General features: G+C 31.4%; 13 protein-coding genes and 1 tRNA gene. 6 read left to right on the forward strand and 8 right to left on the reverse strand.

Annotated elements, in window-relative coordinates:
* Window positions 1-47 precede the first annotated feature (47 nt).
* The 5 genes from FUA26_RS11650 to FUA26_RS11670 are packed head-to-tail and all read left to right on the forward strand — an operon-like array spanning window position 48 to window position 4,844.
* Window positions 48-2,000: a tetratricopeptide repeat-containing sensor histidine kinase gene (locus tag FUA26_RS11650; protein ID WP_147136126.1), complete on the forward strand. Its 1,953-nt coding sequence runs from the start codon at window positions 48-50 to the stop codon at window positions 1,998-2,000.
* Window positions 1,990-2,622 (forward strand): response regulator, encoded by a 633-nt coding sequence (locus FUA26_RS11655; protein ID WP_147136128.1) that lies wholly within the window; start codon window positions 1,990-1,992, stop codon window positions 2,620-2,622. The genes FUA26_RS11650 and FUA26_RS11655 overlap by 11 nt, the downstream gene beginning before the upstream one ends.
* Before the next feature lie 38 nt (window positions 2,623-2,660).
* Window positions 2,661-3,494, forward strand: a complete 834-nt coding sequence (gene prmA / locus FUA26_RS11660) for a 50S ribosomal protein L11 methyltransferase (protein ID WP_147136131.1) — start codon at window positions 2,661-2,663, stop codon at window positions 3,492-3,494.
* Window positions 3,495-3,497: 3 nt separating this feature from the next.
* A complete protein-coding gene (locus tag FUA26_RS11665) occupies window positions 3,498-4,541 on the forward strand; it encodes a lactonase family protein (protein ID WP_147136133.1) in 1,044 nt (347 codons plus the stop codon).
* Between the two features lie 27 nt (window positions 4,542-4,568).
* Complete coding sequence (locus tag FUA26_RS11670; protein WP_147136136.1) at window positions 4,569-4,844, forward strand: ATP-dependent Clp protease adaptor ClpS; 276 nt, start codon at window positions 4,569-4,571, stop codon at window positions 4,842-4,844.
* Here the strand turns inward: FUA26_RS11670 and FUA26_RS11675 are convergent, their stop codons facing one another.
* The 6 genes from FUA26_RS11675 to FUA26_RS11700 form a co-directional block, all read right to left on the reverse strand.
* On the reverse strand, window positions 4,845-5,114 hold the full coding sequence (locus FUA26_RS11675) for a heavy-metal-associated domain-containing protein (RefSeq protein WP_147136139.1): 270 nt from the start codon (window positions 5,112-5,114) through the stop codon (window positions 4,845-4,847).
* 3 nt (window positions 5,115-5,117) lie between these two features.
* Window positions 5,118-6,527 carry an MBL fold metallo-hydrolase gene (locus FUA26_RS11680; RefSeq protein ID WP_147136142.1) on the reverse strand — a complete coding sequence of 470 codons (1,410 nt, stop codon included), beginning with the start codon at window positions 6,525-6,527 and terminating at the stop codon, window positions 5,118-5,120.
* 70 nt (window positions 6,528-6,597) lie between these two features.
* Window positions 6,598-7,398, reverse strand: coding sequence for a sulfite exporter TauE/SafE family protein (locus FUA26_RS11685; protein ID WP_147136144.1), 801 nt, complete (start codon window positions 7,396-7,398; stop codon window positions 6,598-6,600).
* 2 nt (window positions 7,399-7,400) lie between these two features.
* A complete protein-coding gene (locus FUA26_RS11690) occupies window positions 7,401-7,814 on the reverse strand; it encodes a DUF6691 family protein (protein ID WP_147136147.1) in 414 nt (137 codons plus the stop codon).
* A gap of 12 nt (window positions 7,815-7,826) precedes the next feature.
* Window positions 7,827-8,390: a YeeE/YedE family protein gene (locus tag FUA26_RS11695; RefSeq protein WP_147136150.1), complete on the reverse strand. Its 564-nt coding sequence runs from the start codon at window positions 8,388-8,390 to the stop codon at window positions 7,827-7,829.
* 61 nt (window positions 8,391-8,451) lie between these two features.
* Window positions 8,452-9,087, reverse strand: a complete 636-nt coding sequence (locus tag FUA26_RS11700) for a Crp/Fnr family transcriptional regulator (RefSeq protein ID WP_147136153.1) — start codon at window positions 9,085-9,087, stop codon at window positions 8,452-8,454.
* 81 nt (window positions 9,088-9,168) lie between these two features.
* Between FUA26_RS11700 and FUA26_RS11705 the strand changes: the two genes are divergently transcribed.
* Window positions 9,169-9,242, forward strand: a tRNA-Arg gene (locus FUA26_RS11705).
* A 62-nt stretch (window positions 9,243-9,304) separates the two neighbouring features.
* On the opposite strand, the gene FUA26_RS11710 is transcribed toward FUA26_RS11705, so the two are convergent.
* Window positions 9,305-10,111: a T9SS type A sorting domain-containing protein gene (locus tag FUA26_RS11710; protein ID WP_147136155.1), complete on the reverse strand. Its 807-nt coding sequence runs from the start codon at window positions 10,109-10,111 to the stop codon at window positions 9,305-9,307.
* A 105-nt stretch (window positions 10,112-10,216) separates the two neighbouring features.
* The gene (locus tag FUA26_RS11715) at window positions 10,217-14,203 is read right to left on the reverse strand and encodes an FG-GAP-like repeat-containing protein (RefSeq protein WP_147136157.1); all 3,987 of its coding nucleotides are present in this window, start codon (window positions 14,201-14,203) and stop codon (window positions 10,217-10,219) included.
* Window positions 14,204-14,256: the final 53 nt, after the last annotated feature.

Genomic DNA, 14,256 nt, shown 5'->3' on the forward strand with positions numbered 1-14,256 from the left:
TTTCTAATCTTATTTTTATTACATTTAAATATCTAAAAATTATTCTTTTGAGAAACATTGTATTTCTTTTAGCTCTTTTCGTGTGTAGTTTTTCCGTTTTGTCTCAGAATTCTAATATTATCGATAGTTTAAAGTTAAGCATCAATAAACTTAATAATGACTCTTCTTTAGCCAAGACATTTAATGAACTAGCGTATTATTATTTGTATCAGGATATTGATAGTTCCATAATTTATGGTAAGAAGGCGTTAAATAAATCTATTGATATTCGTGATAAAGAAATAGAGGCTAAGGCCAACTATTATATAGGAACAGCTTTCTTATATTCAAATGAGTACGATTCTGCAAAAGTTTATCTAAATAAGTCTTCCAAAATTTCAGAAGAGGAGGGGTTAAATAAGTCTCATATTTATTCATCATTAGGGATTTTATATAAAAATGAAGAAAATTATGAAAAGGCAATTGAGACTTATTTTGAGGGTATCGAGTATGATGAAAAAAAATTAAATGATTACGGCAAAGGCGTAAAGCTTCTAAATATTGCTAATGTGTATTCAATTTTAGAGGATTATGATAAAAGCATAAAGTTTTTATTGGATGCTCTTGAAATTGTCGAAGAGACTAAGGATGAAAATTTAAAATTTGCCAAAGGCACTATTCTAAATAACATAGGTAGTTTGTATACCAAAATGAATAAGTTTGATGAAGGGCTTGATTTTTTTGAACGTTCCTTAGCCATTAATATAGAAAATGATAATAAAAAAGAAATTGCTAGGAACTATAATAATATTGGTTCTGTTCACGAAAAGAAAAACTATTTAAACAGAGCATTACCATTCTTGAAAAAAGCACTGTCTATTCGTCAAAAATTAAAAGATATTGACGAATTAGTGGAAACGCATATGGAGTTAGGGGTTATCTATGGTAAAATGAAAGATTTAGCTAAATCTAAAATTCATTTTGATAAGGCCATTGCCTATGCAGAGAGCATAGATAACCTGAACCTGCTTTCTGAAACGTATTTAGCCAAAAGTAATAGTCTTTATGAATTAAAAAGAGTTGAGCCTGCCTTTCAAAGTTTTAAGAGCCATATTCATTTTAAGGATAGTGTGTTCAAGATAGCTAATTTAGAAAAGATTCAGGAGATTGAGACTAAGTATGAAACCGCAAAAAAAAACAAAGAAATTGCTACGCAACAACTAGAACTTAAAGACAAAGAAACGCAGATTCAGAAAGAGAAAACACAAAACAATTATATGTTGGGTGCTATCGTGTTTTTAGCAATTGCCACAACTTTATTGGTATTCTTATTCAAACAACGCCAAAAAAGAAAAAATCAAGAGCTATTAACGCTTAAACGAGAGTTTCAAATAAAAACGCTTGAGTCTTTAATTGAGGGAGAAGAAAAAGAGCGTCATCGCGTTGCAAAAGAATTGCATGACGGTGTAAACGGAGATTTAGCGGCTATTAAGTATAAATTGTCTTCACTACTAGAAATGAATAATAATGTGATTAAAGAAGCTATTACCATGATAGATGATTCTTGTAAGCAGGTAAGAGCTATTTCACATAATTTAATTCCGCCTTCTTTAGAAAATTTCAATTTGTTGGAAGCAACAGAAGTATATTGTAGTAACTTAAATGATGTAACTGAAGGTTTAGAAATTACCTTTCAGCATTTAGGAGAATCTATTGAAATGTCTAAAAAAGCAGAAGTCAATGCTTTTAGAATCATTCAGGAATTAGTAACTAATGCCGTTAGACATGCTGAAGCCTCTCAAATAAATGTACAGATAAGCTCTAGAGACAATACCGTTCAAATAACAGTAGAAGATGACGGTAAAGGTTTTGATAAAAATAATATAGAGAGTGATGGTATAGGGTTAAGTAATATACAATCTAGAGTAGATTATTTAAATGCTACCACAGATTTTATATCAAATAATCAAGGAACTTCATATACAGTAGATATTCATAAAGACAAAGTGGATGGTAACTAAAATAGCAATAACAGACGATCATGAAATGGTGTTACAAGGCATACTATCAATGCTGGAAAATACACCTGAGGTTACCTTTGTGGGGACTTATAAAAATGCTTACGAAACCATAGAAGGGATTCCTAAAGATCAACCAGATGTATTACTGTTAGATATTAATTTACCAGACATTAATGGCATAGATTTAAGCAAACAGTTATTAAAAAAGTATCCCGATTTAAAAATTATTGGACTCACTAATTTTGAAGACATTTCTTTTGTAAAACGCATGTTAAAAAATGGGGTTCATGGCTATTTACTTAAAAATACAGATAAGTTAGAATTACTAACAGCCATAACAACTGTTCTTTCAGGAGAACTCTTCTTGCAAAAGGATATCCATAGGAAGCTGTTGAGTCAGACAGGAATAACTTCAGATAACGGATTAAAACCAAATTTAACTAGGAGAGAGCATGATGTATTAGTGGCTATTTCAGAAGAATTGACTACCCAAGAAATATCCGAAAAATTATTTATTAGCCCTAAAACAGTCGAGACCCATCGTATGAATATAATGAGTAAACTAGGTGCAAAAAATAGCGTTGGGATTATTAAAATAGCTATTGAAAAAGAACTGTTGTAGTTTTAACTTCTATATTTGTGCTTTAAATAAAATAGATTATGTCAAATATCATATACATAGGTTACGAGTTTAAAGTAGAACCTTTGCAACCAGCTACCGAAATTCTTATTGCAGAATTAGGTTACGCCGGTTTTGAAAGCTTTGTTGAAACCGAAACAGGCGTTACAGCTTACATTCAAAAAGATGCATGGACAGATGCTATTTTAAATGATATTAATATTTTAAATTCAAATGAGTTTAAAATTACATACACCTTCTCTGAAATTGAACAAACCAATTGGAATGCTGAATGGGAAAAGAACTTTAACCCTATTATAGTTGATGATATTTGTGCTGTAAGAGCGCCGTTTCATGAAAAATTCAATACAAAATTTGATATTGTAATTGAGCCTAAAATGAGTTTTGGTACCGGGCATCATGAAACTACACACATGATGATACAACATATTTTAAAATCTGATATTGCAAATAAATCGGTGTTAGATATGGGCTGTGGTACAGGTGTTTTAGCTATTTTAACTGAAATGAAAGGCGCCAAACTTATTGATGCTATTGATATTGATAATTGGTGTTATTTAAACAGTTTAGAAAATGTTGAACGGAATAATTGTTCAAATATTTCAGTGTTTGAAGGTGATGCATCACTGTTACATGGAAAAAAATACGATGTAATTATAGCCAACATAAACAGAAATATTTTACTTCAAGATATGAAAACCTACACAGCTTGTTTAAATAAAGGCGGTACATTATTTTTAAGCGGATTTTATAACAATGATATTCCAACTATTGATGCTGAGGTTTCTAAATACAACCTAAAACTTCAACATACATTAGAGCGAAACAATTGGGTAGCATTAAAATATCAATAGCATATGATTTTGTTTGCGGGCTCATACACAACAGAAGTTTTGCCAGGTTTAGAAGGTTTTGGTAAAGGTATTTCAACATTAAAATTTAATGAAAAAACAGGCGAGCTAACACGTTTACATATTACAGAAAATGTAAATACTGCCTATGTAACTATTTCAAAAAATAAACAATTTTTGTATAGTTTTCAAGAGGTAATGCCACAGAAGCACCCGCATGTGTTGGCTTATAAAATTAACAAAGACTATAGTTTAACATTTATAAACAAACAGCCTATTTTAGGTGGTTTGCCTTGTCATATTAACTTTATAAATAACAACCTGTTAGCGGTAGCGTGTTATTGGACAGGTAATGTGCATTTATACCCTGTAAACACTAATGGCTCAATAAATTCACATTCGCAAATAATACAACACACCGGAAACAGTATTAATAAAACAAGGCAAGAAGCTGCGCATTCTCACATGGTTTATACACGCAAAAATCAAGTTTTTGTGCCAGATTTGGGTATAGACAAAGTAATGGTTTATAACATAGAAAAAGAGGCTGTATTAAAAGAAAGTTACAGCATTAATATGCCTTTGGGCAGTGGGCCAAGGCATTTAGTTATGCACCCAAACGGGAACTACGGTTTTGTAATGAATGAATTAACGGGCCATGTTTCTATATTAAAATTAAAGCATGATAAATTTGAAGTAATTAATACTATAAATTCGCTACCAGAAAATTATAAAGAAACACCCTCAAGCGCAACTATAAAACTATCAAAAAATGGTGAATTTTTATATTGCGCTAATCGCGGAAGCGAAACAATTACAATATTTAACTTTTCAGAAGAAGAAGGCACGTTAAAGCAAATTGGAATTCAAACTGTTTTTGGTAAAACACCAAGAGATTTTGAAATTTCGCCATGTGGAAATTGGCTATTAGTGGCAAATCAAGATTCTTTTACTATTGAAGTTTTTAAAATTGATGAAGAAACCGGATTGTTAAAAAAAGTATTTTCTGCACCAAATTTAAAATCTATATCTTGCTTACAATTTTTGTAACGTATTTTTTTATAAATTTGAATAGCTATGAGTACACACGAAAAAATACAAGAACAATTTAGCGTTTTAGAAGAAGAAGCTAGTTTAAATGAAATTGTGTTATACAACGATGATGTAAACACCTTTGATCATGTAATTGAAACATTAATTACTGCTTGTGAACACACACCAGAACAGGCTGAACAATGCTCAATTATTGTACATTATAAAGGTAAATGTACAGTGAAAACTGGTGAGTATGATGATTTAAAACCACGTTGTACAGCACTATTAAATGCAGGTTTAAGCGCCGAAATAGTATAATTATTTATGCATTCTGCCAATAGCACAACTTACAAAAGATTTTGCTTTTGTGGTTAGTACATTTTTATTGCCAATTTCAGGGTATCCTAATTTAACTAACAGTGTTTTAACTGTTTTAAGGGTTTCTTCATTTTCATAAGAAAATGATACTGAATTATTAGCATTATCCACCTTTACATTATTCACTAATTCCAATTCAGATAATTTGGTGGTGATTGTGTTAGCACAACCACCACATTTTAAGTTTTGTATTTGTATTGTAGTATTCATTTTTTATAAAGTTGAAGGGCACACAAAATCTGTTTTTGGTAAATCGGTCTTTTTTAAGGCAGCATAACCACCAGCAATATCTATAACATTAAAACCTCTAGCTTTTAAAATAGAGGCTGCAATTACAGATCTGTAACCACCAGCGCAATGTACGTAGTAATTAGATTTTTTATTAATGGTATTCATGTTGTTATTAATATAATCTAACGGAAAATGATGTACGTTATCACCTTTTAAATGTTCAGATTTATATTCGCCATCTTTTCTAACATCTAAAATTTCAATGGTACCATTTTTATTTCTTTCAGCTAATATTTCAGCAGAAATAGATTCAATAAATTCAATATCTTTTCCTGCGTCTTTCCAAGCATCAATACCGCCTTCTAAATACCCCAAAGTGTTATCATAACCAACTCTAGATAATCTTGTAACGGTTTCTTTTTCTTTGCCTTTAGGTGTTACCAATAAAATAGGTTGTTGCAAATTAGTAATTAAAGCGCCTACCCAAGGGGCAAAACCACCATGAATACCAATAAAAATGGAATTTGGTATGTGTGCTTTTACAAATTCTTGTTCGGTTCTAACATCTAAAACTAAAGCGCCTTCATGGTTTGCAATGTTTTCAAATTCTTGGGCAGTTAAAGCAACATCGCCTTTTTCTAAAACTGTATCAAAACTTGTGTAACCAGACTTGTTCATTTGCGCATTTTTGGCAAAATACTGTGGTGGTGGTAGTATACCATCAAGTACTTCTTTTACAAATTCGTCTTTAGTCATATCAGCCCTTAACGCATAGTTTGTTTGCTTTTGTTCACCTAAAATACCAACGGTTTCTTTGCTTAAGTTTTTACCGCAAGCAGAACCAGCTCCGTGCGCAGGGTATACAATAACATCATCAGCTAAAGGCATAATTTTATTTCGAAGCGAATCATATAACATGCTGGCTAAATCTTCTTTAGTTAAATCAGATTTTATAGCCAAATCTGGCCTGCCAACATCACCTAAAAATAAGGTGTCTCCAGAAAAAATAGCGTGGTCTTTCCCGTTTTCATCAATTAATAAATAGGTGGCAGATTCTAAAGTGTGGCCAGGTGTATGAAGCACCTTTATAGTGATTTTTCCTATTTTAAAAGTTTCGTTATCTTTTGCAATATAGGCATCATAATCTGTTTTAGCATTAGGGCCAAAAATAATTGTAGCGCCTGTTTTATTGGCTAAATCAATGTGACCAGATACAAAATCGGCATGAAAATGTGTTTCAAAAATATATTTAATGGTAGCATGTTCTTTAGTAGCCTTGTCAATGTATTGTTGTGTTTCGCGTAGTGGGTCAATTATAGCAACTTCGCCTTCAGATTCTATGTAATAAGCCCCTTGTGCTAAACATCCTGTATATATTTGTTCTATTTTCATTTTTTTAATCTTTTTCGTATTCAAAATTACTAAAGTGCTTCAGTTTTGAGTGTGACTAAAGTCACATAAATTATTCTAGGCTAGTTTCTCTGTATACAATGTATATAGCCATTATTAAAGTGAAAATACCAAAGCTTTTCTTTAGCTTTTTTCCGCTTATAAATTTTGATAAATACACGCCTAATAAAATACCAATAATAGAAGTTATGGTGAATGATAGCAGAAAAAACCAATCTATTGCTAGTGTTTGCATATCACCAGTAAAACCAATTAAAGAGTTAATTGTTACAATAATTAATGATGTGCCTACAGCTTTTTTCATGGGTATATTGGCCCAAAGTACTAAAGCGGGTACGTATAAAAAACCGCCACCAGCACCAATTATTCCTGTAATAGTACCAATGATTATACCTTGTATAAATGTTTTGTAATACGGCTGACTATTTTTTGTAGTAACATCAGATTTTTTTTTGTTTTTTATCATAGAAACTGAAGAAATAAGCATGATAATTGAAAAGAAAATCATGATGCTCATTTCTTTTGTAATTTCAATGCTTTCTATTGAAAAAAGACTGTCTGGAATATTAGGTACCAAGTAGCGCCTTGATAAATATACAGCCACAAATGAAGGAAAAGAAAACGCTAAACCTGTTTTAAAATCAACCAACCCTTTTTTGTGTTTTTGAAGTGTGCCAACTAATGATGTTGTGCCTACCACAAATAACGAATAGGCTGTAGCAATTATAGGGTTATAACCCAATAAATACACCAACAATGGCACTGTTAAAATTGAACCGCCACCGCCTATTAAGCCTAGTACTAAACCAACAATTAGTGCGCCAATATAACCTAAAATATCTGTGTTGTCCATTTTTAATGTGGTAGTTTATTTTTTAAAATACCATATAAAAACGTACCTATTAATGCCGCTGCAATTACAATTAGCATGCTAAAAACACCAGTGCCTAAAAGTATATACATTGGGCCAGGGCATGCGCCAATTAAAGCCCAACCAAGTCCAAAAATGGTGCCGCCAATAATATATCTTATAAAACCTCTATCTTTTTTGGGAACGGCTATTTTTTGGCCATGTATATTTTTTATAAAGCCTTTTTTTGCCAATTGAAGAAATAGTACCCCCGAAGCAATTGCTGTACCAATAATACCATACATATGAAAAGATTGAAACCTAAACATTTCGTAAATTCTGTACCATGAAACAGCTTCAGATTTTACTAAAATTATTCCGAATATAATACCAACTATTAAGAATTTTAAAAATTTCATTTTGAATTAAATTTAGGGGTTAAAGATTATTGGTAAAATAAAATTAGTCATTACTAAACCACCAATAAAAAAGCCAATAACAGCAATTAACGAAGGTTTTTGTAAACTGCTTAAACCAGTAATGGCATGCCCTGATGTACAACCTCCAGCGTAACGTGTGCCAAAGCCAACAAGCAAACCGCCAATAATTAAAATGAGTAAACCTTCAACTGATGTTAAGGCATCTAAACCATACATTTCTTTAGGTACAAGTGTGGTTCCTGCATTTTTAAAACCTAAGTTTTGCAGTTCGGAAATTGTAGTTGTATTTAAATTGGTTGGTGTACCGTTAGATAAAAAATTAACTGCAATATAGCCACCAATTATGGCGCCTAAAACTACGGTAAGATTCCATTTTTGGGCTTTCCAATCAAACCTAAAAAAATCTGCAAACTTATCAGCACCAAAGGCAGAACACATGGTTCTTAAATTTGAAGACATACCAAAAGTTTTACCAAAATAAAGCAATAAAGCCATTATTAAGGCAATTAAAGGGCCTGAAACATACCAAGGCCAAGGGTTTAAAATACTTTCCATTCTACTTAATTTACGTGCAAAATTAAGGTTAAGAAAGTGGCAATGATGTAACCTAGGTTACTTAAGCTTTTAAAATTTCAATTTTGTTTCTGCCTAAGGCTATCTTTTTTTCTTTTTCAAGTTGTTTTAATAGTCTTGAAATTACAACTCTAGATGAATGTAAATCTTCAGCTATTTCTTGATGTTTAATTTCTATGGTATTAGTGCTGTTTAAAATAGCTTTATTGAGTAAGTATTTGTGCAAGCGTTCATCCATTTTTAAAAAGGCAATACTATCAATAGCATCAAGCATTTCTTCAAACCTGGCTTGGTAACTTTCTAAAATAAAGTTTCGCCAACTGTGGTTATTATGAAACCACTCTTGCATTTTTTGCACGGGTATCATAACTAGCGTAGAGTCTTGCTCTGCAACAGCTCTTATTTTGCTTTTTGAGGTGCCCATGCAGCAGGTAAGAGACATGGTGCAGGTTTCGCCAGCTTCAAGGAAGTAAATGAGTAAATCATTACCAGCATCGTCTTCTCTTAAAATTTTAATATTCCCAATTAAAAGTAAAGGTATGTATTTTATGGTTTGGTTTGTATCAATAATAATATCATCTTTTAAAAATGATTTTATAATGCCAACATCAAGTATTTCGGCAATTAAGCCGCTATCTAGGGTGTTACCAAATTTTTGCTGTATTAAGTCTTTTACCATGTTTCAAAAATACATATTTATAATTTTGAAATAAATGTTTGGTAAAGTTTTAATAAATGCTATATTTGCACCCACAAAAAAGGCCACGTGGCGCAACTGAATAGCGCACTTGATTACGGCTCAAGAGGTTGCAGGTTTGAATCCTGCCGTGGTCACAAAATAAAAAAGGTGTAAATAGTTTTTAACTGTTTACACCTTTTTAATTTAAGATATTTTGTTACTTTTTTATAAACTTTGAAGTGTTTCCAGTGTCTGTTTTTAAAATATAGATTCCGTTTTTAAGATCAGAAACATCAATTTCCCTTTTTGAATTTAGTGTTTTAAGTTCTTGCCCCAATAAGTTGTGTATAGTAATGTGTTTATATTTTTGATAATCAGTTATTTTTAAGGTGTTGGAAACAGGGTTAGGATGTATGTTTATTGAGTTGTAATCTTTTGTTTTAGTTCCAAGAGTTGTTACTTGGGCTAAATCATCAATGTAGAAAATATCTCCATCTCTGGTACCTCCTGTAGGATTAAACCAAACATCTACTCTAGGAACCCAACCATCTGGAGCAGCAGAAAAGTCGAATGTAACTTCATACCAAGTATTTAAATTAATACTAGATAGACTTTGAGTAGCTCCTCCATTGTAAACAGCTCCATTAATGTAAGGTTGAAGTTTTAGTTCAAAATCTGTTTCATTTACTGAAAGCACTTTAAGTTTTAATATTTTGCCATTCGTTTCATTTAGGGCAAAACCAAAGCTGTTACCGTCCATTTCAGGATCAGGTGAATTAGATAAAAATCCAAACTCCCAATAAAGAGCACCTGCTGTTTCAGTAAATTGAAGTGAATTATCACTAGTGTTTATTCCAGCTTTTACAGGGTTTGTGGCAGCAGTAACTTCGGTATGAGGTGCGCCATTTGATTGCTGAGTAGCCCCAAACTTAGATGTATCTTCAAAATCCAAGATATATTGGCCATAAGAAGATGTTGAATAGATTGTAATAATACAAACAAGTAATAGTAATTTTTTCATCATAAATTTATATTTAAGTTAGTTTATATAAATATAAAATTATAAATGTGTTAACAGTAGAACAAATGTTTAAATATTAGCAATAAATTACTATTTACAGGTTGGTTTTTAGGGTTTTATTATAAGGTTTGACTTTTGGTTAATTTTTAAAATATAAACACCAGATGCTAAATTATAGGGAAGTGTTAGTGTTGTTTTATTTGTGTTTTCGTTAAATTGTTTTGATATAATGTTTAAATAACTTCCTTTTAAATCAATTAATTTAAATTTATCATTTAATGTGGTATTTGTTACATTAATTATAAAGTTTTCACTTATAGGATTAGGGTAAATTTTATAGTTTGAAGGTGTAGATGTATTGTTTTCTTTTCCTTCAAAATATTTAACTCCAAAACTATAAGCATCTTTACCAATTTTTTCACCTATAAGTCTACCTGGTATATCATCGGCTGGCGGGTGAATACCTCCCCAAATTCTTGATAAGCTACATTGATCGGATGCATCTCTGTAGGTTGCCCATTGTAATTTAACATCAGTACTAGGACCTTCTTCAAAAACTAAAAATTCATTTTTCCTAGCAATAAATTCCCCCATACCTCCAGGGAAAAACTCTGAGCCTGTTAGAAGTGTCATTAATTCTGCGGCAGCTCTAGAGAATGTTGAATGCCCTGATACGTAACCCGCAAAAGGTGGCGTTACAAAACTGGGGCGTTGGTAAGGCCACCAATTTTCGGCTAAAATCCATCCTACGCCAGCCATATCAGTATTAGTATCATCAATATAGTTATGTCCTTTCCATGTGTAAAGTTTAATCTTTCCAATATGTTCATTTGTGTCTCCAGCAAGTTCATCACCTTCTTCAACAAGTTCTATATATCCAGGTTTTAGAGGTATACCTGCTGTATTGTAATTTTGCAGCATGTTATTACTACTTTGTCCTTGGCTAGCCATATATCTTATTGCGGAAATAGGCCTTATGTAGTCATACCATCCTTTAACACTCCAAGCAGCTATAGCAGCATCATGCATTGTGCCACCAAGTAAAAAGTACGCTTTAACATCCCACTCTAAAGGAGGTAGTATATTGCCACTTCCATTAAGTTTTTTTTCAAATAAAGGATGATCATTAACGTAATTTAGTATAGTAAACCAATGCCCAGGAGGTGTTTCAGAGTCGGGTCCATCAGCCCAAAATTCAGCTAGAACTCTTGCGTAATCTCCTCTTGGGACAATTTGAGTTTCATAAGGAACTCCTGTTATTGGGTTTATTGAATGACCTATGCTATTATCTCCTCCATTTATTTCATCATAGAAATTTAGATAGTTGCTAAAATCAGTAGGAAAATTATTAATATTTAAATTGCCTATTGATTTTGGTGAAATATCCCATTGAACACCATCAAAAGGATCTAGATGCGCCCCCCAAATAGATACTAATGAAAACCCCCATTTATAATTTTCACTGCTAACATCTTCATTATTTATATTTAAAAGGGGAGGAGCGCCTGGATCATGGTAAACGATATAATTATTATTGTCTCTGGTGTAATTAACTTGAAAATCTTTATTTAGTGAAAAAGGTAGTACTTGACCCCATTCAGGGCTTAAAAACTCAGGGGTGTTACCTGAAATTAAATTACCACTTTGATCTATGAATTGATTTAAACTTAAAGGTTGCCATCTATTTGGATTATTTAAAATACCACTGCCAGATACTCTGGGTGATAAAGGAAGGTTTAGAGGTTTATAATGAGCATTTGAATAGTTAGTATTTTCTCTAGATCCGTCATTATTTCCATAATTTATTATAGTTTGAGCAATATAGTTGCCCAATGCTGCTGCATCTCCATTATTAAAATTTTGTGAATTATAATTTATATCCAAATTTAATTGAGACATAACCATGTCTATTAATATTTTAGTTTCATTAAATTTAGGAGAATCTTTAAAGCGATAATTTATCAGTCTATACATGGCATAGCTAATGGTTTTCTCAATTTCTTGTTTACTTAGGCCAATAAATTCAGTAAAATCTTGTTCATTATGATTTTTTCCAATAAGGTAAGTTTTAGTATTATTATAAATTGCCCAAGAATCATACATTGCAATACCACAATGAAATAAGTTTCTAGCATGAATTGTTGGTCTTGCAAAATCATTTCTTATGGCTTGTAATAAAACTTCGTTCCAAATTCTAGCAATTGAAAATTGCTCATTAGTTAATGATATTTTTGGAAAAATATCTAAGCTAATTTTTTTAGTAGAGCAAAACATGTCAGATTCAATTACAGAAACTGTTCCTTTATTTGTTATATGCCACTTTACATTAATAGTGTTTGTGTTTTGCCCACTAATTATTTCACCTCCGTAAACCTCCCAAATTAAAGTGTTGTTTTGTTTTGCGTTGTAAGAGTAAGTTGTTGTAGAAAATAAGCCTACATCTGTACTTCCAATAATTTCATTATTTTGTAAGTATTGGCAGGAATCATCATCAATTAAGGCATCTGGGTCATAATTACAAGATGAAGGATCTGTACATCCTTTTTTCTTAATAGCAGTTGGTACATTGTAATTTTCAATACCTTGGTTTTCTATTGCTTTAAAAGTTGAATTAATTTCAAGTGAATTATATGTTTCAACAATTCCTGATGGCCATTTTATTGAAATTTCCTCAATATCAGTAGCTTTTCCTAAGCCAAAATGTACGGGTTGAATACTCTGTGACAAGTAGCGTACACCTGTGCTGTATCTGTGTTGTGTATTCAAATTGGTTTTAATAGTAACAATTGTACCTACAGCTTGACGATTTGAGACTGTGCCTTCGAGAATGAGTTTGAACCAGTTTAGATTCTCTTGAGAGGATTCTATTATTTTATTTTCATATAAGTTTGATGGGCTATTGTTGTTTGTTACGAATAAATCTAAATCACCATCATTATCATAATCAAAAGGTGTTGCACTAATACTTACAGAAAGTTTATTTAAGCCCGTTTCTTTTGATTTATCTGTAAAGGAAATGGTTCCATTATCATTGTAGTTTTCAAAATAATAATTTTCTTGTTTTTCATTAGGAGCCATTTCTTTGAATCCATTTGTAATAAAAAGATCCTCATCACCATCTAGGTCAAAATCAGAAAAAGCTAAGTCCCATGCCCAACCTGTATTTTTTAAATTACTATATTCTAAATTTTTATTAAATGTATTATTTCCATTATTTTTAAAAAATACATTTAAATTTATTGTAGTTACAAAAAAATCAAACCAACCATTATTATCATAATCAAAAATAGCTACTCCCATATTATTATTTGCAGTGTTTAAACCGTAATTAATAGCTTGTTCAGTAAAATTATTTCCATCATTATTAATAAATAAGTCATTATCTCCTCCTGTATCTTGATTTACGTATAAATCCATCCAACCATCATTATTAAAATCAAAAGGTATACTCATGTAGGAAAACTTTAGGTTTTGTGAGCCAAATTGTTCTGTAGCATTTGAAAATGTACCATTTCCATTATTAATATAGAATAAGTTGTTTTCACATTCACCCCATTCAGATATATATAAATCTAAATAACTGTCGTTGTTAACATCAAACCAAGTTGCACTTGTGTTTCTACAATTATTTCTTTTTAATATACCAGCTTGTTCTGTTGTTTCAATAAATGATCCATCTCCTTGATTGTGAAATAATTGAACTTTATAACTGTGGGTAAAAAATAAATCAGGATACCCATCATTGTCATAATCACCCCAAGAAACACCATGCTTAATACCATCTATACCACTAAACTCAGGTGAATTCTCACTTTCAGGATAAAGGTTAATTAATCCTGCTTCAGTTGTAACATCTGTAAAAGTACCATTATTATTATTTTTAAATAGCCTTGTTATACTTTTACTGTCCTTATTGTCTTTGGATTTGGCAACAACAATTAAATCTAAATCTTTATCGCCATCATAATCTGCTACGGCAACACCGTTGTTTTCTCCTAAGTTAGAAAGTTTTGCTTGTTGTTCTATGTTTTTGAAAACTTGAGAGAAAGCAATATTAGAATATAATATTAATATTATTAATGCTAAGTTTTTCAATTTTAGTTTAGTTTTATATAAATATAATAAATATTTTACTTTAACAAAAAAGA

Source organism: Seonamhaeicola algicola (genome assembly GCF_007997385.1).
In the GTDB taxonomy this organism is placed as follows: domain Bacteria; phylum Bacteroidota; class Bacteroidia; order Flavobacteriales; family Flavobacteriaceae; genus Seonamhaeicola; species Seonamhaeicola algicola.

Excerpts from the sequence above, each read along its gene's own strand:
- FUA26_RS11675 (WP_147136139.1), bottom strand. The coding sequence starts at position 5,114 with ATGAATACTACAATACAAATACAAAACTTAAAATGTGGTGGTTGTGCT.
- FUA26_RS11685 (WP_147136144.1), bottom strand. The coding sequence starts at position 7,398 with ATGGACAACACAGATATTTTAGGTTATATTGGCGCACTAATTGTTGGT.
- FUA26_RS11710 (WP_147136155.1), bottom strand. The coding sequence starts at position 10,111 with ATGATGAAAAAATTACTATTACTTGTTTGTATTATTACAATCTATTCA.
- FUA26_RS11695 (WP_147136150.1), bottom strand. The coding sequence starts at position 8,390 with ATGGAAAGTATTTTAAACCCTTGGCCTTGGTATGTTTCAGGCCCTTTA.
- FUA26_RS11655 (WP_147136128.1), top strand. The coding sequence starts at position 1,990 with ATGGTAACTAAAATAGCAATAACAGACGATCATGAAATGGTGTTACAA.
- FUA26_RS11670 (WP_147136136.1), top strand. The coding sequence starts at position 4,569 with ATGAGTACACACGAAAAAATACAAGAACAATTTAGCGTTTTAGAAGAA.
- prmA (WP_147136131.1), top strand. The coding sequence starts at position 2,661 with ATGTCAAATATCATATACATAGGTTACGAGTTTAAAGTAGAACCTTTG.
- FUA26_RS11665 (WP_147136133.1), top strand. The coding sequence starts at position 3,498 with ATGATTTTGTTTGCGGGCTCATACACAACAGAAGTTTTGCCAGGTTTA.
- FUA26_RS11680 (WP_147136142.1), bottom strand. The coding sequence starts at position 6,527 with ATGAAAATAGAACAAATATATACAGGATGTTTAGCACAAGGGGCTTAT.
- FUA26_RS11700 (WP_147136153.1), bottom strand. The coding sequence starts at position 9,087 with ATGGTAAAAGACTTAATACAGCAAAAATTTGGTAACACCCTAGATAGC.
- FUA26_RS11690 (WP_147136147.1), bottom strand. The coding sequence starts at position 7,814 with ATGAAATTTTTAAAATTCTTAATAGTTGGTATTATATTCGGAATAATT.